The sequence below is a fragment of the Gluconacetobacter diazotrophicus PA1 5 genome (assembly GCF_000067045.1).
Lineage (GTDB): Bacteria > Pseudomonadota > Alphaproteobacteria > Acetobacterales > Acetobacteraceae > Gluconacetobacter > Gluconacetobacter diazotrophicus.
This window is the reverse complement of the sequence record NC_010125.1, coordinates 1,935,519-1,958,710: the sequence shown is the minus strand read 5'-3', so window position 1 is coordinate 1,958,710 and position 23,192 is coordinate 1,935,519. Positions and strand designations below refer to the sequence as shown.

24 protein-coding genes are annotated in these 23,192 nt (G+C 68.3%); 5 read left to right on the top strand and 19 right to left on the bottom strand.

Annotated elements, in window-relative coordinates; genetic code table 11:
* Positions 1–157 precede the first annotated feature (157 nt).
* Entirely contained in the window at positions 158–919 is a 762-nt protein-coding gene (lexA, locus tag GDI_RS09155) for a transcriptional repressor LexA (protein ID WP_012225548.1), read from the top strand.
* Positions 920–935: 16 nt separating this feature from the next.
* Here lexA and bioD read toward each other — a convergent pair whose 3' ends face one another.
* Genes bioD through GDI_RS09140 form a run of 3 tightly spaced genes read right to left on the bottom strand, consistent with a single transcriptional unit; the run spans position 936 to position 4,211 of the window.
* Positions 936–2,360 carry a dethiobiotin synthase gene (gene bioD / locus GDI_RS09150; protein WP_012225546.1) on the bottom strand — a complete coding sequence of 475 codons (1,425 nt, stop codon included), beginning with the start codon at positions 2,358–2,360 and terminating at the stop codon, positions 936–938.
* Positions 2,357–3,031 carry an alpha/beta fold hydrolase gene (locus tag GDI_RS09145; protein ID WP_049762846.1) on the bottom strand — a complete coding sequence of 225 codons (675 nt, stop codon included), beginning with the start codon at positions 3,029–3,031 and terminating at the stop codon, positions 2,357–2,359. The genes bioD and GDI_RS09145 overlap by 4 nt, the downstream gene beginning before the upstream one ends.
* Positions 3,015–4,211, bottom strand: a complete 1,197-nt coding sequence (locus tag GDI_RS09140) for an aminotransferase class I/II-fold pyridoxal phosphate-dependent enzyme (protein ID WP_173363371.1) — start codon at positions 4,209–4,211, stop codon at positions 3,015–3,017. The genes GDI_RS09145 and GDI_RS09140 overlap by 17 nt, the downstream gene beginning before the upstream one ends.
* A gap of 68 nt (positions 4,212–4,279) precedes the next feature.
* Between GDI_RS09140 and GDI_RS09135 the strand changes: the two genes are divergently transcribed.
* Complete coding sequence (locus GDI_RS09135; RefSeq protein WP_012225539.1) at positions 4,280–5,545, top strand: adenosylmethionine--8-amino-7-oxononanoate transaminase; 1,266 nt, start codon at positions 4,280–4,282, stop codon at positions 5,543–5,545.
* 44 nt (positions 5,546–5,589) lie between these two features.
* Here GDI_RS09135 and GDI_RS09130 read toward each other — a convergent pair whose 3' ends face one another.
* Positions 5,590–6,024 carry a DUF4167 domain-containing protein gene (locus tag GDI_RS09130; protein ID WP_012552976.1) on the bottom strand — a complete coding sequence of 145 codons (435 nt, stop codon included), beginning with the start codon at positions 6,022–6,024 and terminating at the stop codon, positions 5,590–5,592.
* A gap of 274 nt (positions 6,025–6,298) precedes the next feature.
* Positions 6,299–7,180, bottom strand: a complete 882-nt coding sequence (gene prmC / locus GDI_RS09125) for a peptide chain release factor N(5)-glutamine methyltransferase (protein WP_012225537.1) — start codon at positions 7,178–7,180, stop codon at positions 6,299–6,301.
* 30 nt (positions 7,181–7,210) lie between these two features.
* Here prmC and GDI_RS09120 point away from each other — a divergent pair, with 30 nt between their 5' ends.
* Positions 7,211–7,675 (top strand): T-complex 10 C-terminal domain-containing protein, encoded by a 465-nt coding sequence (locus GDI_RS09120; RefSeq protein WP_012225536.1) that lies wholly within the window; start codon positions 7,211–7,213, stop codon positions 7,673–7,675.
* Between the two features lie 13 nt (positions 7,676–7,688).
* Here the strand turns inward: GDI_RS09120 and prfA are convergent, their stop codons facing one another.
* The 6 genes from prfA to GDI_RS09090 form a co-directional block, all read right to left on the bottom strand.
* Complete coding sequence (prfA, locus tag GDI_RS09115) at positions 7,689–8,747, bottom strand: peptide chain release factor 1 (protein WP_012225534.1); 1,059 nt, start codon at positions 8,745–8,747, stop codon at positions 7,689–7,691.
* A gap of 4 nt (positions 8,748–8,751) precedes the next feature.
* Positions 8,752–9,999 carry a histidine--tRNA ligase gene (hisS, locus tag GDI_RS09110; protein ID WP_012225532.1) on the bottom strand — a complete coding sequence of 416 codons (1,248 nt, stop codon included), beginning with the start codon at positions 9,997–9,999 and terminating at the stop codon, positions 8,752–8,754.
* An 80-nt stretch (positions 10,000–10,079) separates the two neighbouring features.
* Positions 10,080–11,228, bottom strand: coding sequence for a flavodoxin-dependent (E)-4-hydroxy-3-methylbut-2-enyl-diphosphate synthase (ispG, locus tag GDI_RS09105; RefSeq protein WP_012225530.1), 1,149 nt, complete (start codon positions 11,226–11,228; stop codon positions 10,080–10,082).
* Between the two features lie 145 nt (positions 11,229–11,373).
* Complete coding sequence (locus GDI_RS09100) at positions 11,374–12,588, bottom strand: helix-turn-helix domain-containing protein (RefSeq protein ID WP_012225526.1); 1,215 nt, start codon at positions 12,586–12,588, stop codon at positions 11,374–11,376.
* Positions 12,585–13,658, bottom strand: coding sequence for an NAD(P)H-dependent flavin oxidoreductase (locus GDI_RS09095; RefSeq protein ID WP_012225524.1), 1,074 nt, complete (start codon positions 13,656–13,658; stop codon positions 12,585–12,587). Before GDI_RS09095 ends, GDI_RS09100 begins: the two co-directional genes overlap by 4 nt.
* Positions 13,659–13,662: 4 nt before the next feature.
* Positions 13,663–14,916, bottom strand: coding sequence for an aspartate kinase (locus tag GDI_RS09090; protein WP_012552974.1), 1,254 nt, complete (start codon positions 14,914–14,916; stop codon positions 13,663–13,665).
* 156 nt (positions 14,917–15,072) lie between these two features.
* On the opposite strand from GDI_RS09090, the gene ubiG reads away from it, so the two are divergent.
* Positions 15,073–15,834, top strand: coding sequence for a bifunctional 2-polyprenyl-6-hydroxyphenol methylase/3-demethylubiquinol 3-O-methyltransferase UbiG (ubiG, locus tag GDI_RS09085; protein ID WP_012225521.1), 762 nt, complete (start codon positions 15,073–15,075; stop codon positions 15,832–15,834).
* Positions 15,835–15,961: 127 nt separating this feature from the next.
* Here ubiG and GDI_RS09080 read toward each other — a convergent pair whose 3' ends face one another.
* From GDI_RS09080 to GDI_RS09060, 5 genes are all read right to left on the bottom strand, one after another.
* Positions 15,962–17,206 carry a lactonase family protein gene (locus GDI_RS09080; protein ID WP_012225520.1) on the bottom strand — a complete coding sequence of 415 codons (1,245 nt, stop codon included), beginning with the start codon at positions 17,204–17,206 and terminating at the stop codon, positions 15,962–15,964.
* Positions 17,207–17,251: 45 nt separating this feature from the next.
* A complete protein-coding gene (locus GDI_RS09075) occupies positions 17,252–17,800 on the bottom strand; it encodes a DUF2147 domain-containing protein (RefSeq protein ID WP_012225518.1) in 549 nt (182 codons plus the stop codon).
* 46 nt (positions 17,801–17,846) lie between these two features.
* Positions 17,847–18,353 (bottom strand): DUF1178 family protein, encoded by a 507-nt coding sequence (locus GDI_RS09070; RefSeq protein WP_012225516.1) that lies wholly within the window; start codon positions 18,351–18,353, stop codon positions 17,847–17,849.
* A gap of 33 nt (positions 18,354–18,386) precedes the next feature.
* Positions 18,387–18,647 carry a glutaredoxin 3 gene (grxC, locus tag GDI_RS09065; RefSeq protein WP_041249371.1) on the bottom strand — a complete coding sequence of 87 codons (261 nt, stop codon included), beginning with the start codon at positions 18,645–18,647 and terminating at the stop codon, positions 18,387–18,389.
* 62 nt (positions 18,648–18,709) lie between these two features.
* Entirely contained in the window at positions 18,710–19,510 is an 801-nt protein-coding gene (locus GDI_RS09060; protein WP_041249760.1) for a ComF family protein, read from the bottom strand.
* A gap of 68 nt (positions 19,511–19,578) precedes the next feature.
* Between GDI_RS09060 and GDI_RS09055 the strand changes: the two genes are divergently transcribed.
* Positions 19,579–20,448 (top strand): methyltransferase domain-containing protein, encoded by an 870-nt coding sequence (locus tag GDI_RS09055; protein ID WP_012225510.1) that lies wholly within the window; start codon positions 19,579–19,581, stop codon positions 20,446–20,448.
* 34 nt (positions 20,449–20,482) lie between these two features.
* Here GDI_RS09055 and moaA read toward each other — a convergent pair whose 3' ends face one another.
* From moaA to pgmG, 3 genes are all read right to left on the bottom strand, one after another.
* A complete protein-coding gene (gene moaA / locus GDI_RS09050; RefSeq protein ID WP_012225508.1) occupies positions 20,483–21,499 on the bottom strand; it encodes a GTP 3',8-cyclase MoaA in 1,017 nt (338 codons plus the stop codon).
* 10 nt (positions 21,500–21,509) lie between these two features.
* On the bottom strand, positions 21,510–21,695 hold the full coding sequence (locus GDI_RS09045; RefSeq protein ID WP_012225506.1) for a DUF3553 domain-containing protein: 186 nt from the start codon (positions 21,693–21,695) through the stop codon (positions 21,510–21,512).
* A gap of 85 nt (positions 21,696–21,780) precedes the next feature.
* A complete protein-coding gene (gene pgmG / locus GDI_RS09040; protein WP_012225504.1) occupies positions 21,781–23,190 on the bottom strand; it encodes a phosphoglucomutase/phosphomannomutase PgmG in 1,410 nt (469 codons plus the stop codon).
* Positions 23,191–23,192 lie beyond the last annotated feature (2 nt).

Sequence of the window (23,192 nt, the reverse complement as noted above, 5' to 3'; positions counted from 1 at the left end):
ACTCTCGCCCACCAGCCCACATTTCCGGGCAGCCTCCGAGGGCTGTTGACGGCGCAGGGGGAACCAATATAGAACATCGGCATTAGGTTTCCTGTTTGTTCCATGCCCTGGTAACGGATCGGCCAACCATCGGAACAGTACGATCACGGGGGTGCCAATGCTGACGCGCAAGCAACATGAACTGCTGCTGTTCATCGACCGGCATCTGAAACAGACGGGCTTTTCACCCTCCTTCGACGAAATGAAGGATGCGCTGAACCTGCGGTCGAAATCCGGCATCCACCGCCTGATTTCGGCGCTGGAGGAGCGGGATTTCCTCCGTCGCCGTCACCACCGCGCCCGCGCCCTGGAAGTCCTGCGCCTGCCGGAAACCATGCCGGCCGCCACCGGCAAGCCGCCCCTGGCGGAATCCGGTCCCCCGCCGGTCACCGCACCCGCCACCGACGAGTCCGCTGCTGCCGAATCCTTCGTGCCCAATGTCATCAAGGGTGATTTCGCCAACCGGCTGGCGGGGGCGTCCGTTGCGACCGAGGCCGGGGCGATTCACCTGCCCTTCTATGGTCGGATCGCCGCCGGCCAGCCGATCGAGGCCCTGCGTGAAACCGGGGCGCAGATCGAGGTTCCGATGAACCTGCTGGGCCATGGCGAGCATTATGCGCTGGAAGTCGCGGGCGATTCGATGATCGAGGCCGGAATCCTGGACGGCGATACGGTGATCATCCGCCGGGGCGACGTGGCGCAGAACGGACAGATCGTCGTCGCGCTGATCGACGACCAGGAAGTCACGCTGAAACGGCTGCGCCGGCGCGGCAGCACCATCGCGCTGGAACCGGCCAACGCGCGCTACGAGCCGCGCATTGTCCCGTCGGACCGGGTCCGAATCCAGGGCCAGCTCGTCGGCCTGCTCCGCCGGTATTGACCGGGACGGACGGGTTTCAGGGATAGCACCACAGATCGTCATAGGACGGCAGCAAGCCGGCCAGGTTCGCGACCTGTTCGGGACCGACCTGATCCAGATGCGGAAATTCCGCTAGGACGCGGGCCCCGCCGAACAGGGTGATCGCCCGCCGTGCCTCGCGCGACGGCTGTCCGTTCAGGATCACGCCGGCGACGGCCAGGCCGCGTGACCGCAGGGCCTGCAGGGTCAGCAGCGTATGGTTGATCGTACCGAGCTGGCTGCGGGCCACCACCACCACCGGCAGGGCGAAACGGACCATCAGGTCGATCATCATGCAGTCGCGCGTAATCGGGACCATGACCCCACCTGCCCCTTCGACCACCACGGGACGCGCGTCCCGGGCGGGCGGGAGTACGATCCGCGCGGCATCGAGCGTGATCCCGTCCTGCTCCGCCGCGTCGAAGGGTGACAGCGGGGCCGGAAGGACCACGGCGGGCCGGGCGATCCGGGCCGGGTCCACGCCGCACAGCGCGGCAATGGTGACGCTGTCGGCGGTGTCCTCGGCAATGCCGGTCTGTAGCGGCTTCCAGTAGGACGCATTCCAGGCCTGGACCAGGCACGCCGCCGCCAGTGTCTTGCCGACCTCGGTATCGGTACCGGTCACGAACACGCCCCGGCGCGACGGCGTGCGAAACAGGCCGTATCCGATCTCGTAGGTCGCGGTAACGCCGCCCCGGTTGTCCAGATCGCGCAACAGCCGGCGCATCGTGCCCGGCCCCGCGGGCCGTGCGCCGTCGCGCGGCAGGGATGCGCCGATCTGGCGCAGTTCGCGCACGAAATCCAGCGCGGATGCGGGATGGTCGATCAGCGTTTCGTGCCGCCATGACCCCACCCCGGCACCGGGCCAGTCGGCCTGCAGTTGCTCCAGGCCCGGATAGGACGGCACCGGGCAGTCCAGTCCCGCCGCCCGGTGCACCGCACGCCATTCCGCGAAGCTGCCGGCGCAGAGGGTGGAAAGCGCCATCATGCCGCCCGGCGCCAGCCGCGCGGCCAGGCGGTCCAGCGTTGCGGCGGGGTCCGTGAACCATTGCATCGACAGGCTGGAACAGATCAGGTCGAACCCCGTGCCGACCGATGCGGGATCTTCCGCGTCCACGACCGCATAGCGGACGTCCCCGCCCAGGGGCGTCAGGCGCGCGCGCGCGCGTTCGACCATTTCCGGCGCCAGATCGGTAACCGTCAGGATGGCATCGGGGAACAGGCGGCGCAGATGGGCGCTCAGGAAACCGGTGCCGCAACCCAGTTCGAGGATACGGGCCGGCGCCAGGCCACCGGCCGCATCGCAGGCGGCCCTGATCCGATCGGCCAGGCGCGCTGCCACCGACGCCTGGATGCGGGCGGCGGCGTCATAGGAGTCGGCACCGCCGAAACGGGCCGCGATCTGGTGCTTGCGCGGATTCATGGGGCGGCATCCATCATATGCGTAATCGCGGCGGCGCAGGCGTCGGGATGGGTCAGCGGCAGCAGATGGCCGCCATCCGCGATCCAGTCGACGGCAAGCCGGTCATGGAAACAGGCATCGGTCATGGCGGGCGAGACGATCGGGTCCACCCGCCCCGCCAGGACGGCGACGGGCGGCAGGGCGTCCGGGCTGGCCAGCAGCGGACGGGCATCGGCGTCGCGCAGGATCGCCAGGGCCCGGGCCAGCCGGCCGGGATCGGCCGCGCCCGGCGGTGGCGTGCCGATGCCCGCGCGGTCGCGAAAGGTGGCGACCACGCCGTCGGCGTTATGGTCCAGTCCCTGGACCATGCGGTCGATGACGCGGGCGGGAACGCCCTGCCGGTAATCCGCCGCCGCGCCGAACCGGGCGAAGCCGTTGATCAGTACCATGCCCAGGCAGGCCGCCGGCCGGTGCAGCAGCAGCCACAGCGCGCCCAGGGAATGGCCGACCGCGACGTAGGGTCGCGCGGGGCGCGCCTCCATGCAGGCGGGGCCGAAGAACCCGAAATCCAGCCTGACGGCATCCTGCCGCCCCAGCCTGTCCTGCACCGGTTGCCAGAAATCGGGCGTGAAGCCCCAGCCATGGACAAACAGCAGGCCGGGACGGAAGGCGGGCTCAGGGGGCAATGCCATGCTCCCGCGCCGCGTCCTCCAGCGCCGACAGCAGCCGGTCGACCATCGTTTCGTCATGCGCGGCGCTGAGGGCGACGCGAATGCGCGCGCTGCCCGCCGGTACGGTCGGCGGCCGGATGGCGGTGCCCAGCATGCCCCGCGCCGCCAGCGCCCGCGCCAGGGTCAGCGCCCGATCGGCCGCGCCGACGATGACGGGGACGATCTGCGTGCTGGACGGCCCGGTGGACCAGCCCAGCGCCCCTGCCCCCGCGCGCATCCGGTCGGCCAGGCCGGCCAGATGCGCCCGTTCGGCATCCAGCGTGGGAACCAGGTCCAGTGCCGCGTCGATTACCCCCAGCACCCCGGGCGGCAGCGCCGTGGTGTAGATGAAGCCGGAACAGGTGCTGACCAGCCAGTCGCAGACGGCGCGCGATCCCGCGACATAGGCGCCGAATCCGCCCAGCGCCTTGCTGAACGTGCCCATCGCCAGATCCACCCCGCCGGCTTCGGCCGACAGGCCCCTGCCCTGCGGCCCCAGCACGCCGGTCGCGTGGGCTTCGTCCAGGTAGAGGAAGGCGCCATACCGGTCGGCCAGCGTCCGCAATCCGGCCACGTCGGCACGGTCGCCGTCCATGCTGAACACGCTTTCCGTCACGATGAAGCGCAGGCCGCGCTGCGCCTGCCGCTGGGCCAGCAGATGCTCCAGGTGCCCCAGGTCGTTATGCGCGAAGCGGATCTGCCGCACGCCGGCGGCCTGGCAGCCGTGATGCAGGCTGGCATGGTTCAGCCGGTCGGTGAAGACCAGGGCGGGTTCGCCGGTCTGGGCAGCCGAAATGCGCAGCAGCGCGGGCAGCACCGCCGCGTTGGCCTGCCAGCCCGAGGCCAGCAGCAGGGCCGCCTCGGTGCCCTTGAAGCGGGCCAGCCTGGCCTCGACCTGCCGGTACTGTTCGCTGGTTCCGGTGACGAGGCGGGATGCGCCGCTGCCGATGCCGAAGCGTTCGGTCCAGTCGATGGCGCGGGCCCGCAGCGCGGGGTGATGGGACAGGCCGAGATAGTCGTTGGACGAGAAATCCAGCAGGCTTGCGCCATCGCGGCGGACGATGACCGGTCCGTCCCGATCGACGGGCGACAGCACGCGCTTCAGGTGACGCCGGTCCAGGTCGTCCAGCGCGGTCTGGAAAAAGGGATCGAAACGGGTCATGAAGCGAAGTTTTCTGCCGGACCGCATGGGGCCGGTCAATTCCCATCTCTCGTTCGAAGGATGCGCCGATGACCGGACCGGACTGGTTTGACGCCGGGCTGCCCCATGTCTGGCTGCCCTACACGCAGATGCACACGGCATCGCCCCCCCTGCCCGCGACGGCTACCGACGGGTGCCGCATCCGTCTGTCGGACGGGCGGGAACTGATCGACGGCATCGCGTCGTGGTGGACGGCCTGCCATGGCTATAACCACCCCCACATTCGCCAGGCGGCGACCGACCAGCTTGCGCGCATGCCGCATGTCATGTTCGGCGGCCTGGTGCATGAACCGGCGCTGCGCCTGGCGCGGCGGCTGACCGACCTGCTGCCGGGCGACCTGGAGCGCGTGTTCTTCTCGGATTCCGGGTCGGTCGCGGTCGAGGTCGCGATGAAGATGGCCGTGCAATACTGGCTGAACCGGGGCCAGTCCGGACGGACCCGGCTGGTCGCGTTTCGTGGCGGCTATCATGGGGACACGCTGGCGACCATGGCGGTGTGCGATCCGGAAGAAGGGATGCACAGCCTGTTCGCCGGTGTCCTGCCCCAACATGTCATCACCGACCTGCCGTGCGACGCGGCATCGTGCGCCGCCCTGGACCATCTGATGGAGACCGAAGGCCAACACGTGGCGGCAATCCTGGTCGAACCGCTGGTCCAGGGCGCGGGCGGAATGCTCTTCCACGACCCGGCGACCCTGCGCGCGCTGCGCGAGATCGCCGACCGGCACGGGGTGCTGCTGATCCTGGACGAAATCTTTACCGGCTTCGGACGAACGGGCAGCCTGTTCGCCTGCCAGCAGGCCGGCATCGTCCCCGACATCATCACGCTGTCCAAGGCGCTGTCGGGGGGAACGGTCCCGCTGGCCGCGACGGTGGCGCGGCGCCACGTCTTCCAGGCGTTCCTGTCCGACGACCCGACGCATGCCCTGATGCACGGGCCCACCTTCATGGCCAACCCGCTGGCCTGTGCCTGCGCCAACGCGTCGCTGGACCTGTTCGAGCGCGAACCGCGCCTGGAACAGGTTGCCGCCATCGGCGCGCAGATGCGCGACGAACTGGAAGCCTGCCGCCACCTGCCCGCCGTGCGCGACGTACGAACCATGGGGGCGATCGGCGTGGTGGAACTGGAGCGGATCCGCGACATGAACCGCCTGAAGGCCCGTCTGGTCGATCAAGGCGTATGGGTGCGGCCATTCCGGACGATCGTCTACCTGACGCCGGCCTTTACCATCGCGCCGAAAGAACTGGCGCACCTGACGCAGGCCATTCGGACGGTCCTGTCCGATCCGCCATAGAACGCGCGCCGGATAAACGCCGGCGCGCATTCGTCAGCACATGATCAGGCTTCGGCCGGGGCGAGTTCCACATCCGGCTTGCCTTTTTCGGCCGGTTCCTCGCCCGGGGCATCGTCGCCGGGCTCACCGTCGTTCGTGTCCGCCACAGCGGTGGGGCGCTGTCGGGGCTGACGTTCCTGGCGGTCCTGCTGGTTCTGCTGGGCTGCCTGGGTCATGGCGTTGAGGATGCGGAAGTAATGCTCGGCATGCTGGAAATAGGCTTCCGCCATGACGCGATCGCCCGATCCGCTGGCATCACGGCCAAGCTGAAGATATTTTTCGAACAATTGCTGGGCCGTCCCGCGAATACGCAGGTCGGGACCATTGCTGTCGAACACATGGTTCCGGTTGAGCGGGATCTGGCCGTTCTGCTGGCGTATACTGCCGCCATTGCTGCCGCCCGAGCGATGGTGTCGGCCCCGCATGCGTTTCATGTTCATAAGCTGTCGCAGCACTTTCCTGTTAACGGTCGCCACTGGTCCGCGGCCGCCGGGACCACCAGTCCCCTATTGTCATCTTGGGTGCCTGGCCATCCGCCCGGCATGTGATCCCATCGCCCTACGCAACGATTACAGCTTCCCGCAGCCGTAGCGGTCATATCCGTTGTCATGCGTTCAGGATCGGCACGCGGCAGTTAAAGAGGGTCAATACCCCTGCCTGCATTCCTCGGCCAATTTATTCCCTTGTACACGGTCTGCCAAATGGTTTTTTGGCTCAGACCCGGCACTGTTGCATCAGTACAGCACGGGGAATACCACCCAGATCGGTACGGATTCCCACGATATCAAGTCCCGCCTGTCGGGCGAGGTCCGGCATGCTGCGTTCCTGGCCGATGCCGATTTCAAAAATTGCAATGCCGCCATGCGCCAGAAGCGAGGGCAAGGCCCCGGTCAGCAGCCGGTAGGCATCCAGCCCGTCCGTCCCGCCATCCAGGGCGCGGGCCGGCTCGTGATCACGGACATCCGGCATCAATCCCGCCAGATCGGCCCGGGGAATATAGGGCGGGTTGCTGAACACCACGTCGAAACGGCCCGCGATCGCCGTGGACCAGTCGGCCGCCAGCATTGCGCACCGGTCCCGCAGCCCGGTGCGGCGCGCATTGCGCGCGGCCAGATGCGCGGCATCCGGGTCGATATCCACGCCCAGGCCCCAGGCGTCGGGATACTCGCTCAGTGCCGCCAGCAGCAGGCACCCCGTCCCCGTTCCCAGGTCCAGGATCGTGCGCACCGCGCCCCGGTCGGGCCGCTGGGCCAGCAGGGCCTCGACCAGGGTTTCGCTGTCGGCACGGGGGATCAGCGTGGCGGGCGCGGTCTCGAGGTCCAGCGACCAGAATCCGGCCCGACCGGTGATATAGGCCATCGGTTCATGTGCGGCCCGCCGCGCGACCAGGGCCACGAAGGATCGGTGCTCGGCCGCGTCCATCGCCGATCTGGCCAGCAGGCCGGCCAGGTCGGTGCGCAGGACGTGCGCCATCAGCAGCCGGGCCTCGCGTCGCGGATGATCCAGGCCGGCCGCGGCCAGCCGGCCGGCCGCCCACGCCAGAAGGGATGCGATATCCGCCGGATCGTGGGGCGGGGCGGCGTCGAACCTCTTCATTTCAACGGCAATCCATCCTACGGTACCGCCATGGCATATCAGGTCCGTTCATGGGGAATCCTTGCGATTCTGGTGGCTTGCGCCACCGTGGCGGCGCCCGTATCCCGCGCCCGGGCGGGATCGTTCATCGTGGTGGACGGCCGCGCGGACGCCGAGATCTCGGAAACCTCCCGCTTCTATATCGACGACCAGCTTATGGCCACCATCCGGCTGGATGCCACCGTGCCGCAGCGGGCGGTGCGGATCGAAACACCCGAGGGACGGCTGAATCACACCTATGTCCTGTGTGGCGAAATCACCGTGCGCATGCCCGACGGCCGGGTCGAAACGCACGAGGTCAACGGCGAGGGCGTGCTGCATCATCCCGACGGGCATACGCTGAACGCGCTGGGCACGCGGAACTTCACCGAATTCTATCTGGCCGACCCCGAGGACCCTACCGTGGTGGAGCATCATCCGGGCCGGTCCAGCCTCTGCACGGTGCCGACCTCGTAAGCGGCTGCTGAAACTACAGCCCCTCCGCCGCCAGAAGGCTGGCCTGCTCGTCCTGGGTCAGCGCATCCACGAATTCGTCGAATTCGCCCATCATGACGCGATCGATCTTGTAGGCGGTCAGGTTGATCCGGTGATCGGTCACGCGGCCCTGCGGGAAATTATAGGTGCGTATCCGTTCCGAGCGGTCCCCGGTGCCGACCTGCGACTTGCGGTCGGCGGCGCGGGTGGCATGGGCCGCCGCGCGTTCGCGCTCGTACAGGCGCGCCATCAGGATCTTCATCGCCTTCGCACGGTTCTTGTGCTGGCTCTTTTCCTCCTGCATCGCCACCACCAGGCCGGTGGGCAGGTGGGTAATGCGCACGGCGCTCTCGGTCTTGTTCACATGCTGGCCGCCCGCGCCGGATGCCCGATAGACGTCGATGCGCAGGTCGCCGTCATTGATCTGCACGTCCACGTCGCCGGCTTCGGGCAGCACCGCCACGGTGACCGTCGAGGTATGGATGCGCCCCTGGCTTTCGGTCGCGGGCACGCGCTGGACCCGATGCACGCCGGATTCGTATTTCAGGCGCGCGAAGACGCCGCGCCCGGTGATGTTGGCAATGCCCTCGCGCAGGCCGCCCAGTTCGGATTCGTCGAATTCCATGATCTCGAACCGCCAGCCGCGCAGGGCGGCATAGCGGCGATAGGCGTCGAACAGCTCGGCGGCGAACAAGGCGGCCTCGTCCCCGCCGGCGGCGGGACGGATTTCCAGGATGGCGCTGCGCTCGTCCGCCTCGTCGCGCGGCAGCATGGCGATGCGGATATCCTGGCGCAGGACGGGAATGCGCGCGCGCAGATCTTCCAGTTCGGCCTCGGCCAGTTCGCGCATTTCCGGATCGGCCAGCAGCGCCTGCGACTGGCGCTCTTCCTGCTCCGCCAGGCGCAGTTCGCCGATGCGGTCGACGATCGGCTCAAGCTCGGCATATTCGCGCGAGGCCTTGGCGAACGCCTCCCCGACCAGCCCTTCGGCCAGCGCGGCCTGCAATTCCTCGGACCGGGCGACGATCCGGTCCAGCCTGTCGTCGAGCCCCATCGGTCTATCCGGCCAGCCCGGCCAGATAGGGCGTGACGGCGTCCAGGGCCAGTTCGGCCTGCGACCCGTCATCCAGCGCCTTGACCTGGGCCACGCCGCGCGCCACCTCGTCCTCGCCGATCAGCACGGCATGCGTGGCACCGATCCGGTTCGCCCGTTCCAGCCGCTTCTTGGTATTGCCGCGATAGGCGATTTCCGCCCGCACGCCGCCCGCGCGCAGGGCCTGCAGCAGCAGGATCGCGGCGCCCATGGCGCCCTCGCCCATCGGCACCACCGCGACCGGGCGCGGGGCCGCCGGCGTCGCGTCCAGCAGCATCGACAGGCGCTCGATCCCGCCCGCCCAGCCGATGGCCGGGGTGCGCGGGCCGCCCATTTCGGCGACCAGCCCGTCATAGCGGCCGCCGGCCAGGACCGTCCCCTGCGCGCCGAGGCGCTCGGTGACGAATTCGAAGGCGGTGTGCCCGTAATAATCCAGGCCGCGCACGATGCCCGGATTTTCGCGGAAGGGCACGCCCATCAGGTCCAGCGCCGAGCGCAGCCCATCCCAGAAGGCCACGGCCTCGGGCGTCAGGAATGCGCCGATCCGGGGCGCGTCGGCCACCAGCGCGCGATCCTGCGGCGCCTTGCTGTCCAGGATACGCAGCGGATTGCGCTCCAGCCGGGCGCGGCTGTCGTCGGACAACTGGTCGCGGCATTCCGTGAAATAGCCGATCAGCGCCGTGCGCCACGCGGCGCGGCTTTCGGTGTCGCCCAGCGTGTTCAGGTCCAGGATCGTCTCGTCCGCGATGCCCAGCGCCTTCAGCACGTCGCGGCCCATGGCGATCGCCTCGGCATCCGCCAGCGGCTCGGCCGCGCCGATCAGTTCCGCCCCGATCTGGTGGAACTGGCGGTAGCGTCCCTTCTGCGGCCGCTCGTAGCGGAACATCGGGCCGGCATAGAACACTTTCTGCGGCAGGGACTGGGTCAGCCCGTTGGTCACCAGCGCGCGGCACACGCCTGCCGTGCCCTCGGGCCGCAGGGTCAGCGATTCACCGCCGCGATCCTCGAACGAATACATCTCCTTCGACACGACGTCGGACGTATCGCCCAGCGAGCGGGCGAAGACGCGCGTGTCCTCGAAGATGGGGGTGGCCCATTCGTCGAAGCCGTAAAGCCCGGCAATCCGGCGCGCGGTCTCCACCACATGGGCGTGACGAAGCTGGGTCTCGCCGATCAGGTCATGGGTGCCGCGGACGGGTTGCAAGCTGCTCACGAAGACAAAATTCCTGGTTGATGGGAACAGGTGCCCCGGCGGCCGCGGCTCGGCGGCCCGCGGGGGCGTTGAAGGGACCCTTATTGCGCGGGGGCCAGCGCCGCTTCGGCCTCGGCCTTGGCGGCCGCTTCCTCGGCACGGAGGATCTCGGCCTTCTTCTCGACCAGCTCGACGATGTGCTCGATCATCGAATCGGCCGGAACGGTATGGTCCTGACGGCCGGCGGCGTAGACCATGTGGCGGCCCGATCCGCCGCCGGTCACGCCGATATCGGTCATCAGCGCCTCGCCGGGGCCGTTGACCACGCAGCCGATGATGGACAGCGTCAGCGGCGTCTGGATGTGCGCCAGGCGCTCCTCCAGGGTCTGCACGGTCTGGATGACGTTGAACCCCTGCCGCGCGCATGAGGGGCAGGAAATGATCTTCACGCCGCGATGGCGCAGGCCCAGGGATTTCAGGATATCCCAGCCCACCAGGACCTCTTCCTCGGGGTCCGCCGACAGCGAGACGCGCATGGTATCGCCCACGCCGGCCCACAGCAGGTTGCCCAGGCCGATCGAGGACTTGACCGTGCCGGCGCGCTTGCTGCCCGCCTCGGTGATGCCGATATGCAGCGGATGGTCGCAGACCTCGGCCAGTTGCTGGTAGGCGGCCACGGCCAGGAAGACGTCCGACGCCTTCACGCTGATCTTGAATTCATGGAAATCGTGATCCTGCAGGATCTTGGCGTGTTCCAGCGCACTTTCGACCAGCGCGTCGGGGTTGGGTTCGCCGTATTTTTCCAGCAGGTGCTTTTCCAGCGACCCGGCATTCACCCCGATGCGGATCGAGCAGCCATGCTCACGCGCGGCCTTCACGACCTCACGCACACGCTCGGCGCTGCCGATATTGCCGGGATTGATGCGCAGGCAGGCCGCGCCGGCCTGGGCGGCCTCGATCGCGCGCTTGTAGTGGAAATGGATGTCGGCAACGATCGGCACGTTGACCTCGCGCACGATCTCGGCCAGCGCGGCGGTGCTTTCCTCGTCGGGGCAGGAGACGCGCACGATATCGACGCCCGCCAGTTCGGCCCTGCGGATCTGCGCGATCGTCGCTTCGGCATCCGTCGTCAGGGTATTGGTCATGGTCTGCACCGAAATGGGTGCGTCGCCGCCGACCGGAACCTTGCCGACATGGATCTGCCGCGACTTGCGGCGCTCGATGGACTGATAGGGACGATAGCTGCTCATGATCTGCCCTCCGGATGAGGCAATTGTAACACGGTTCTATCCGACGGCCCGACGGTGCGCCGCCTTCCCGTGGGTGCTTCCTGCCAAAAACCGCCAAGTTTGGCCAGAGCCGGCCCTGCCAGGGCGCAGCATCCGGCGCACAAGGTCAATGGGCGATCGTCGGTGACGGCGGGGTCGCCTGCGGCACGGCCGGGGCGGATGCCGGCATGGCCGCCCCCGCCCCGCTGCCATGGGGTCGTGCCGCATGGGGCGCGGGCGTCGATGCCGCCGTCACGATGCTGCCGCTGCGAATGGCGTCGGGCGTCAGCGAAAGATTGCGCACGACCGCGCCGTTGCGGCCCAGCGGCTGCGTCGTCACCCCGTCGGCGCTCAGCACCAGGCCGCCGGCGTTGCCGACCGTCAGCAGCAGGTTGGTCCTGTCCGGGGGGACGGACCAGCTTTCACCGGGCTGCAGGATATGATCATAGATGACCGGCCCGCCCGCAACCCTGACCTGCACCCACGTCTGGGCTGAGGCCGTCAGCATCATCTGGCCCGCCGGGGCGGTCGGCGGCGCGGCGGCAACCGGCGCGGGCTGGGGCACAGGCTGCATAGCGGACTGTGACGGACCGGCCGGTGGCGGCACGGCAGCGTCCCCTACGCCCGGGGTTCCATTCCCCTGGGCCAGGGTGCCTTGGGTCACTGTACCCTGGGTCACTGCACCCTGGGGCGTGGTACCTTGGGGCGGTACGGCCGGCGTTGGTGCCGCCAGCGGCGCCGGCGCGGGCACGTCGCCGTCCGTGATGGCGGATCTTTCGGCATTGGACAGAGGCTGCGGCGGGCCGATGGGCCGCCCCGACGGCAGGACCGATGCCACCTGGGGCGAGGTCGGGGCCTGCCGCGTCATGCCGGGAATGGCCGAGTACACCGAGGGCACCTGCTGGGGCGGGACGGACTGCACGCCGGTCATGCGGTACCAGCCGACATAGGCGGCAATGATGACCACCCCGCCCAGCAGGGCCATGACACCGGCCGGCACGGCGCTGCCGGGCACCGGCGCGGGAAAGGACAGTTCGGGCTTGTAATCGATATTGTCCCGCGCCTCGGCCTTGAACCGGGCGACGAGGGATTCCGCGTCCAGCCCCAGCGCCTGGGCATAGGTGCGCAGGAACCCCACCGTATAGACATTCCCCGGCAGGTCCTTGACGCGTCCGTCCTCCATCGCTTCCAGGTAGGACAGGCGGATGCGCAGCCAGGTGGCCACGTCCGGCAGCGCCCACCCCAACTGTTCACGGCGGGCGCGCAGGGTCGGCCCCACACCGTTCGGGGCGCCTGCCCCCCTGGGGTCGGCGGCCGGATTGCGGGCGCTGGTGTCGTTCACGCATCCCCCGCCGGCATGTCGCGCCGAACCAGCGCATCGACCGCCTGTTCGACCAGTTCGGCGATGATGGCCGCGACCGGCTGGACGGAGGAGATCATGCCGACCGACTGGCCGGCCATGACCGAACCCTGTTCCACGTCGCCCTCGATCACCGCCCGGCGCAGCGACCCGGCCCAGAAATGCTCGATATCCAGTTGCGCGGCCTCACGCGTCAGTTCGCCGTCCAGGTAGCGGCGGATCGTTTCCGCCTGATGGCGCAGGAAGGCGCGTCCGCCCTCGTTCGACAGGCCACGCACCGGAATGACGGGGAAGCGTTCGTCAAGCTGGACCGACGTCACGGCGTCGCGGGCGTTGGCGCGGACGAACGCGGCCTTGAACCGTTCGTGGGCAATGCTTTCGGCCGACGCGGCGAAGCGGGTGCCGAGCTGCGCGCCGGCCGCCCCCTGCTCCAGATAGGACAGGATGGCCTCGCCCCGTCCCAGCCCGCCCGCGACGAAGACGGGAACCGAGCGGATATGGGGCAGCACTTCCTGCGCCAGGACGGTCAGCGAGACCGGGCCGACATGCCCGCCGGCCTCCGCGCCCTCGATCACCAGGGCATCGACGCCCATGCGCACCAGCCGCTTGGCCAGCACCAGGGCCGGCGCGAACGCCACGACCCGCGCCCCGCCATCCTTGATCGCGCGGATGGCCGGCCCCGGCGGAATGCCGCCGGCCAGCACGACATGCGTGACCCCGGCCGAAAGGCAGACCTGGATCAGGTCGTCCAGGCGTGGGTGCATGGTGATCAGGTTGACGCCGAAGGGGCGGCTGGTCAGCGCCTGGGTGGCGGCGATTTCCTCGGCCAGCCGGTCGGGTTCCATGGCGCCGCAGGCCAGCACGCCGAAGCCGCCGGCGTTGGAAATGGCCGATACCAGATGGCGCTCGCTGACCCAGGACATGGCGCCGCCCAGGATCGCGACCTCGCTGCCCAGGAAGGCCGTGCCGGCGGACCACAGGCGGTCCAGCCGCGCGCGCGCGGCGGTCCGAAACATTGCGTCATCCGACAGGGGCATGGCGAGGGTGTCCATCGGTTCAGGCCGCATCCAGGCCGTAGGCGGTGTGCAGCGCCCGGACCGCCAGTTCGGTATATTCCGCCGCGATCAGCACCGATACCTTGATTTCGCTGGTCGAGATGACCTGGATATTGATGTTGCGGTCCGACAGGGTGCGGAACATCGTGTTGGCCACCCCCGCGTGCGAGCGCATGCCCACGCCCACCACGCTGATCTTCACCACGTCGTCGTCGGTCGCCATTTCACCATACTGGATGACGTCCCGCGCGGCCTCCAGCGCCTGGATGGCGCGGGCCAGGTCGGTCTTGCCGGTGGTGAACGTCATGTTGGTCAGGCCGTCGGCCCCCGTGCTCTGCACGATCATGTCCACATTCACGTTCGCGGCCGTCAGCGGGCCGAAGATCGCCGCCGCGATGCCCGGACGGTCGGGAATGCGCCTGACGGACAGCTTCGCTTCGTCGCGCGAATAGGCAATGCCGGCGACCAGTTCCTTTTCCACGATCTCGTCCTCATCCACCACTAATGAACCGGGCAGGTTGTCTTCCGACGGGGCGGGGCCGTCGCTGAAGCTCGACAGCACCTGTACGCGCACCCGCTCCTTCATCGCCAGTTCGACGCTGCGGGTCTGGAGCACCTTGGCCCCGACCGACGCCAGTTCCAGCATCTCCTCGTACGTGATCTTATCCAGCTTCCGCGCCCTCGCAACAATTCGCGGGTCGGTCGTGTAGATTCCGTCGACGTCGGTATAGATATCGCACCGGTCGGCCTGCAGCGCCGCCGCCAGTGCCACGGCGGACGTGTCCGAACCGCCCCGCCCCAGGGTCGTGATCCGCCCGTCGGGGTCCACGCCCTGGAAGCCGGCGATGACCGGAACCTGTCCGGCCCGCATCCGCGTGATCAGGGCCTCGCCGTCGATCGAGTCGATCCGCGCCTTGCCGTGCGCGCCGTCGGTACGCAGCGGAATCTGCCACCCCAGCCACGACCGCGCCTCCAGCCCCAGAGTCTGCAGCGCGATGGCCAGCAGGCCGCTGGTCACCTGCTCGCCCGTTGCGACGACGGCGTCATATTCCTTCGCGTCATGCAGCGGCGACAGGGACTGGCAGTATCCCACCAGGCGGTTGGTCACCCCCGACATGGCCGAGACGACGACCGCGACCTCGCATCCCGCGGCAACCTGCTTGTGCACTTTTTCCGCCACCGCGCGAATTCGGTCCAGGTCGGCCACAGACGTGCCACCGAATTTCATGACGATCCGCGGGACGGTACGAGGCATGGACAGGGCTCTCCAGTTCGGCGCGGCGGCCGTTCCAGCCCGCCGGGCGCGCTGGGGCGCCGGACGGGGCATTGCGGTTATCTGCAAGGCGCGTCACATACCCTTCCACCGCTGCGCCGTCCAGCGGCAGATGGTCAGCGGAAAGGTGGTGAAGCCATGAATGTAAACGATTCGTCTTCTCGGGCGGCCCATCCAGCCGGGCATTCCGTCGCGCCGGACGAGATCGCGCGATTCAGTGCCCTGGCGGACCGCTGGTGGGACCCTTCCGGGCCGATGCGGCCGCTGCACGCCATGAACGGCCTGCGCCTGGACTGGGCCCGGCGCCACCTGCCCGCCCCCGGCACCCCCGGCGAGCCTGCCACCCGCCTGCTGGATATCGGCTGCGGCGCGGGCCTGGCCAGCGAGGGCCTGGCCCGGATGGGCTATGACGTGACCGGGCTGGATGCCTCGGACGCCGCCATCGCCGCCGCGCGCGCGCACCTGGCGGATCATCCCCTGCCCCCCGATGGCGGGTCCCTGGCCTATCGCGTCGGCAGCGCCGAGGAACTCCAGGCCGAAGGGGCGCGATTCGCGGCCATCACGGCACTGGAAGTGATCGAGCACGTGACCGATCCCGCCGCGTTCCTGCGCGTGCTGGCCGACATGGTGGCGCCGGGCGGGGTCATCATCGTCTCGACCCTGAACCGCACCCTGCGGTCGCTGGCGACGGCGAAGATCGGGGCGGAATACATCCTGCGCCTGCTGCCGGCCGGCACGCATGAATGGCGCAAGTTCATCACGCCCGCGGAACTGGGCGCCTTCGCCAGCCAGGCCGGATTGCGCGTGTCCGACATCGCGGGAATGGTCCCCGCCCTGGGCGGCTGGCGCGAAAGCCATGACCTGGGCGTCAACTACATCGCCAGCCTGTCCGCTCCTTAACTGCGCTGACCAGCCGCCATAATTCAGTTTCGGTTCGGAAACGTGGGCTAGTGAGCGGGAGCGGAACGCAGTGGAGCGCAGCAGACGCGCGTCGGATCGCCACCAGCGCGCGTTTGCGGACCGAGATTCAGATCTGGAGAAAGGCAAACGTGGTCGGGCTGCCGATCGCGGTGAAGTGCCAGTTGAAATCCAGCGCGCCGGTCTCGGGGTTGACGCGGAAGGACGTCACCGAATCGCTGCGCTGGTTGGCGCAATACAGGAACGTGCCCGAGGGGTCGAATACCATCGCCCGTCCGTAGTCGGCATGCATCCAGACCTCGTCGATCAGGGTCAGCGATCCGTCGGGGCCGACCCGGAAGATCGCCAGCGAATCGCCCAGCCGGTTCGAGGCATAGACATACCGCCCGTTCGGCGAGATCAGGATTTCCGCCGCCAGCGTGCTGCCCTGGAAATAGGAGGTCACGGTGCTGACCTTCTGCTGTGGGACCAGCGCGCCGGTGCGCGGATCGAACGATGCGACGACGACCTTCGAATCCTGTTCGCACAGGATATAGATCGTCCGTCCGTCCTTGCTGAACGCGAAATGGCGGGGGGCGGAGCCCGGGATCAGGTTGATGAACGGCGTGGCGGCGGGCCGCAGCTTGCCGCTCGCCAGATCCAGCGTCCAGACATAGACGCGGTCCAGCCCCGCATCGCAGGCCACGACGAAGCGGCCCGACGGATCGCTGGCGACCATATGCACGTGCGAACCGGAATGGTCGCTGATCGCGAAATTGCCGGGCGGATTGTCCTCGGCGCGTTCGGGCATATGCGGCCCCGTATTGTGCACGACGTCGGTGGGTTCACCCAGGCTGCCATCGGGGCGGATGGGCAGGACGCCGACACTGCCGCCGACATAGTTGGCGACCAGGACATGATGCCCGGCCCGATGGACGCTGAGATGCGCCGGCACGGCACCGCCGGACGAGACGACGTTCAGCCGGTTCAGTTCGCCGGACGTCCGGTCCACGGAAAAGGCGGTGACGCTGCCGTCGTGATCGGCGTTGAAATCGTCGATTTCGCTGAGCGCGTACAGGAAACGGCTATCGGCCGACATCGTGATGAAGGACGGGCTGGCGATGTCCATGAACGTGCTGACGGGAATGAGCCCGCCCGTCACGCGGTTCATTTCGAAAATTGCGATGCCCTGCCCGTTCCCGGCCCCGCCCGGAGGCGCGTGCTTGTTGTATCCGCCGATATAGCACAGCGTCCGCGACATGGCCGGGATCGCGGCGCGCGCCGGTCGCGGGCCGGTCAGGGAACTGGCCAGCGGGGCGGTACCGGAAGCCGCCAGCGCCAGGAGCAGATTGCGTCGCGAAAAGGGCATCGTCATTCTTGCTGTGCCTCGTTGTTTATCGTGTCGGGCAGCGATTACGCATCACGGCATCTGGCAGCGCTGGCCGATCGTGCCGGTATAGCGGGTCCAGGTATGTGTCTCGCCAAACAGCGGAATGCCGACATAGCCGCGAAGTTTCAGGACGCCGTCACGCGGGGACCAGATCTGGGCGTGATAGACCTTGTTCGTGTCGGGATCGAGGATATGGCCATTCCACCGCCCCGGCTCGTCGGAATCCGGCGTGAAACCGGTCAGCATCAGCAGGCCGCATTCGGACCCGCCATCCCTGGCCTTCGGAACCTCGCCCGTATAGCGCATGCCCACCAGGTGACCGCAGAGCTGCCCGCCGCAGGATGCGATCCTGAAGACGCCATCATGTTCCCTGGTCTCCCACATGCCCAGGACAGACAACGTTCCGGTGCCGGCATCCGCATCCGGACCGGCGTCGGCACGGGCCGGGGCTGCCGCGATCCCGGCCAGAAGAGTAAGGCAGGCCAGCGCGGACACCCATCGTGCCGCGTTGTGGCGATGCCCCGTTCCCGAAGGGACGAAGGCGGCCGGCCTGTCTGTTCTGTCGTGCATGCGTTTCATGTTTTCCGGTCCCTGTGCGGACCGTCCCCCCAACCATTCCGGCCGATCAACTGTCGGCGCGCCTGACCCACGGTATCGTCACGATTTCGACGCCCTCGTCGGTCAGGCGGTGATAATCCTCGTCCGATGCGTGGCCGTAGATGCCGCGTTCCTCCGCCTCGCCATGATGGATCTTCAACGCTTCCTCGGCGAAACGATCACCCACGTCTTCACATTGTTGTTCGACGTGCCGGCGAAGCGTCTGCAACGCCGCCGTCAGCGCGGCCGGCACGCCCGCCCCCTGCACCGAAGGTGGCGGGCCCGCCGGCATATGGGCCGCCGGGGCCGCCGCCGGCTGTTCCCTCACGACCTGCTGCCCTGCCGGCTGCGTCACAGGCGGCCGGGCCGGGCGGGTGCGGACCGCCGGGGCCATCAGCGCGCGGCCGACATCGGTCGTGCCGCATTGCGGACAGGACAGGAGATCACGTCGCACCTGATCGTCAAACGCGGCGCTGCCGGGGAACCAGCCATCGAACTCATGCCCCGCATCGCAACGCAGCAGATAGCGGATCACCGGCGCCCCCTGGTCTGGACCGGATGCTGGCGATCACGCCGCATGCAGCAGCGGGTCCAGCTTGCCGGCACGGTCCAGCGCCATGATGTCGTCACAGCCGCCGATATGCCGCCCGTCGATGAAGATCTGCGGCACGGTTGTCCGGCCACCGGAACGCTCCCGCGCCTCCGCGCGTTCGGCCGTGCCGTGCAGGGCGCGGATTTCGGTAAAAGCCGTGCCCTTCTGCTCCAGCAGGCGGAGTGCGCGGACGCAATAGGGGCATCCCGGCTGGGTATAGATCTCGATCCTGGGCATCCTGATCCTCGAATAGCGGCCTGTTATCAAGCATAGCGCATTTATGCCGGGGCAACATACCGTTACGGGTGCTGCCCCGTATCCTGGGACGGATCGCGGCCGGGATCGGGCGCGCGGGCCGCCACCAGCACGTCCACCGATGCCGCCCCGGCGGCAAGAAGGACCCGCGCGCATTCGCCCGTCGTCGCCCCCGTGGTCATGACATCGTCTACCAGGACGATTCGCCGGTTCGCGATCGCGGCCCGCCGCGACGGGCGGACCGCGATCGCGCCATGCAGGATATCGCGACGCGAGGCCGGGCCCAGCCGCGCCAGCGGCGGCGTCGCCTGCGGACGGATCAGCGCATCGGGCAGGGTCCGCAGCCCCACGGTCCGCCCCACCGCCCGCGCCAGGAGGGCGGCCTGGTTGTAGCGGCGGCGAAACAGCCGGCGACGGTGCAGCGGCACGGGCACCAGCAGGTCCGCCTGGCCCAGCATCCCCTGGCCGATCCGCGCCATGTGGCGGCCAAGCAGGGGCGCAAGCTCGGTCCGGTCGGCATATTTCAGGCGCAGGATCAGCGCACGCGACCATTCGTCATAGACCAGCGCCGCCCGCCCGGCCCGCCACGGCGGCCGCCGGTCCGCGCAGGATGCGCAGATGCGCCCCGCCCCACCCAGGACCGACCCGGCGAACCCCGCGCCGGCAAAGGGTTCGCCGCACGCATCGCAGCAGGGTTCGGAAATGAAGCGCATATGCCGGAAGCAGTCCGGACACAGCAGGCCCGCCCGCTCGACCGGCTGGTGACACAGGGGGCAGTCGGGTGGCAGAAGACCATCCAGCAGAAGCGACCCCAGGCGGCGCGCCATGCCCCCCGGTCCGGTCATCGTTGTCGTGCGTATCGCCCCATCCATCACGCAAAGGTGCCATTGGCATCCTCCATCCGGAAGAGCACATGCCGTCCATGAATGATCCCCTGATTTTCGACCGGCGCGCGGTGCGTCGGCACCGCGATCGCGCCGCCCCGATGGTGCATGAGATCGCCCCCGTCCTGGAGGAGGTCGCGGACCGGCTGCTGGACCGGCTGGACGACACGACCTATCGCTTCACCGCCGCGCTGGATATCGGGGGGCGCGGCGTGGTGGCCCCGCGCCTGCGCGCCCGGGGCATCGGCAGCGTCGTCTCCTGCGATCTGTCGCCGCGCATGGCGCGGATCAACGGCGGAACGGTCCTGTGCGCGGACGAGGAATGGCTGCCCTTCGGTCCGGGTTCGTTCGACCTCGTCGTCGCCAACCTGTCGCTGCATTGGGTCAACGACCTGCCCGGCGCGCTGGCGCAGATCCGTCACGCGCTGAAGCCGGATGGACTGTTCCTGGCCAGCCTGCCGGTCCTGCCCAGCCTGTCCGACCTGCGCCGCGCGCTGACCGAGGCGGAAGCGGCCCTGACAGGCGGGGCGACGCCGCGTGTCTCGCCCTTTCCGGACCTGCGTGACTGCGCGGCGCTGCTGCAACGCGCGGGGTTCGCCCTGCCGGTGGCCGACGCCGAAACGGTGACGCTGGCCTATCGCTCGCCCTTCCGCCTGCTGCAGGACCTGCGCGCGGCGGGCGAGACCAACGCGCTGGTGCTACGCAGCCGGCAATTCACCCAGCCGGACCTGTTTCCCGCCGCCTTCGCCGCCCTGGCATCCGCCGCCGGAGACGATCCGCTGTCCGTGCCGCTGCGCCTGGCCATCATGACTGGCTGGTCGCCCGATGCCAGCCAGCCCCAGCCGCTACGCCCCGGCCAGTTCACCGTGTCGTTGGAAGATGCGATCAAGAAAATATAATAACAGACTGATTATACAATATTGTCTGTCTATTTTACCCGCCGGTGACGCTCATGTGCCTGCGGATGGCGGCGGGGTCGTCTGCGTGGCGCCCGATCAGGAAGTCATGCCCTTTCGGCTTGCGCTGGATGGCCGCCTGGACCAGGCGCAGCAGGTCGGGATCGGTGGCGCCCTCGCGGAGCGGCTGGCGCAGGTCGGTGGCCCCTTCATGCCCCAGGCAGGTATAAAGCTGGCCGGTGCAGGACAGCCGCACCCGGTTGCAGCTTTCGCAGAAATTATGGGTCATCGGCGTGATCAGGCCGAGCTTGCACCCGGTCTCGCCCACCCGCAGGTAGCGCGCCGGCCCGCCCGTCCGGACCGTCAGCGGTTCCAGCGTCCAGCGCCGCGCCAGGTCCGCGCGGACGGTGGACAGCGGCAGGTAACGGTCGGACCGGTCCTCGCCCGTGTCCCCCATCGGCATGGTTTCGATCAGGCAGAGATCGGCGCCGATTTCCCCACACCACGCCAGCAGCGTGTCGAATTCGTCGTCATTCACGCCGGCCATCGCGACGGTATTGATGCGAATGGCCAGCCCGGCCGCCCGTGCCGCGCGGATTCCTTCCAGGGTCTGCTCCAGCCGACCCCGCCGGGTGATACGCTGAAATCGTTTAGAATCAAGAGAGTCCAGGCTGATATTCACACGTCGTACCCCCGCGCGGGCCAGGGCGTCGGCGTGGGTCGCCAGATGCGATCCGTTGGTGGTCAATGTCAGTTCGTCCAGATGGCCGTCGCCATCCGTCCGATGCAGCCACGTCCCCAGGGCCGCGAAGAACCCGTCGATATCCCGGCGAACCAGCGGCTCCCCGCCCGTGACGCGGATGCGCGTCACGCCGTTGCGGATGAAGGCGGCGCAGAGTCGCTCCATCTCCTCGAAGGACAGGATTTCGGCCTTGGGCAGGAAGGACATGGCCTCCGACATGCAATAGACGCATCGCATGTCGCAGCGGTCCGTTACCGAGATCCGCAAATAAGAGACTGTCCGGCCGAAGGAATCGACGAAAGGCTTACCCATGATCCGGCCTTCAGGAAATGACGGTCAGCATGATGACCGAGGCATCGATCAGGATCTTGCCCTGATGTTCGAAATTGACCGTCACCCGATGGGCAACGGCCGACTGCACCTGGCCCCGTCCCCATTCCGGATGGTCGGGATGGACCACGAACTGCCCCGGCTCGAGAAACGAACGGAAAGGTGGAATGACCGGCATCTGTCCTGCGGACCTCTACGGCGCGGCAGGATACCAAGCCACGCCCGAATGTTCAAAGCCCCAATAGTCTCCGGCCCCTGCCCGATCAATGCCCGGCATCGTCTCCGGAAAAATCGGGTGCCGCGACGCCGGATCGTTCAAGTTGCGCGACCAGCGCGGCCTTCAGGCGGTCCAGCCCGGCATGGGTGTTGCCTTCGGCGCGTGCGACGAGCGCCGGCTGGGTGTTGGAGGCCCGCAGCAGCCACCAGCCATCCGGGGTAGTCACCCGGACGCCGTCGATCATCGAGACAGCGCTGCCATCGACCTTCAGGCGCGCGGCGATGTCCTCGATCACCGTGAATTTGCGGGTGTCGGCGCAGTCGAACCGCGTTTCGCGCGTCGAGATCGTCACCGGCAGCGCGGCCCGCACCGCCGAGAGCCTTGTGTCCATATGGGCCACGAGGCCCAGAAGCCGGATCGCGGCATACAGCGCATCGTCGAAGCCGTACCAGCGATCGGCGAAAAAGACGTGACCCGACATTTCGCCGCCCAGCGGAGACCCGGTCTCCGCCATCTTGGACTTGATCAGCGAATGGCCGGTGCGCCACATCAGCGGTGTGCCGCCGGCCCGGGTGATTTCGTCGAACAGGGTCTGGCTGGCCTTGACGTCGGCGATGATCGTGGCGCCCGGATGATGACGCAGCATGTCGCGCGCCAGGATGACCAGGAGTTGGTCGGCCCACACGATCTCACCAGTGTCGTCGACAACGCCGATCCGGTCAGCATCGCCGTCGAAGGCGATGCCGATATCGGCCCCGGTCTCGCGCACCGTGGCGATCAGGTGTTCCAGATTCCGCGGCACCGTCGGATCGGGATGATGGTCGGGAAACGTGCCATCGACGGCGCCGTTCAGCAGCACATGGTCGCCCGGCAGCCTGGCCAGCAGGTCGGCCAGGATGTCGCCGGCGGCGCCGTTGCCGTTGTCCCAGACGATTTTCAGCCGACGCCCGCCGCCGTCCCAATCCGCCATCAGCCGCGCGACATATGCCCGGCCGACATCGACATCGCGCACCGTGCCGGCCGAAGCCGCCACGACATCGCCCCGGGCCGCGAGATCGCCCAGTTCCGCGATCTGCGCGCCGAAGAACGGGCTGCCCGACAGCATCATCTTGAAGCCGTTATAGTCGGGCGGATTATGGCTGCCCGTGACCATGATCGCACCGTCCGTCTCCAGCGTGACGGCGGCGAAATAGAGCATGGGCGTCGGGCCGCGCCCCACCCGCAGGATTTCGAGACCCGAGGCCGCGGCGCCGCGAACCAACGCTTCCTCCAGCATCGGCGAGGACAGGCGGCCGTCATAGCCGACCGCGACGGTCCGGCCGCCCGAGCGGGCGACGATGCTGCCGAATGTCCGGCCGATCGCAAATGCGTCCTCGGGGCACACCGTCCTGCCCACGATTCCGCGAATGTCATATTCGCGCAGGGTCGTGGGATCAAAACGATGCGTGAACGACACGG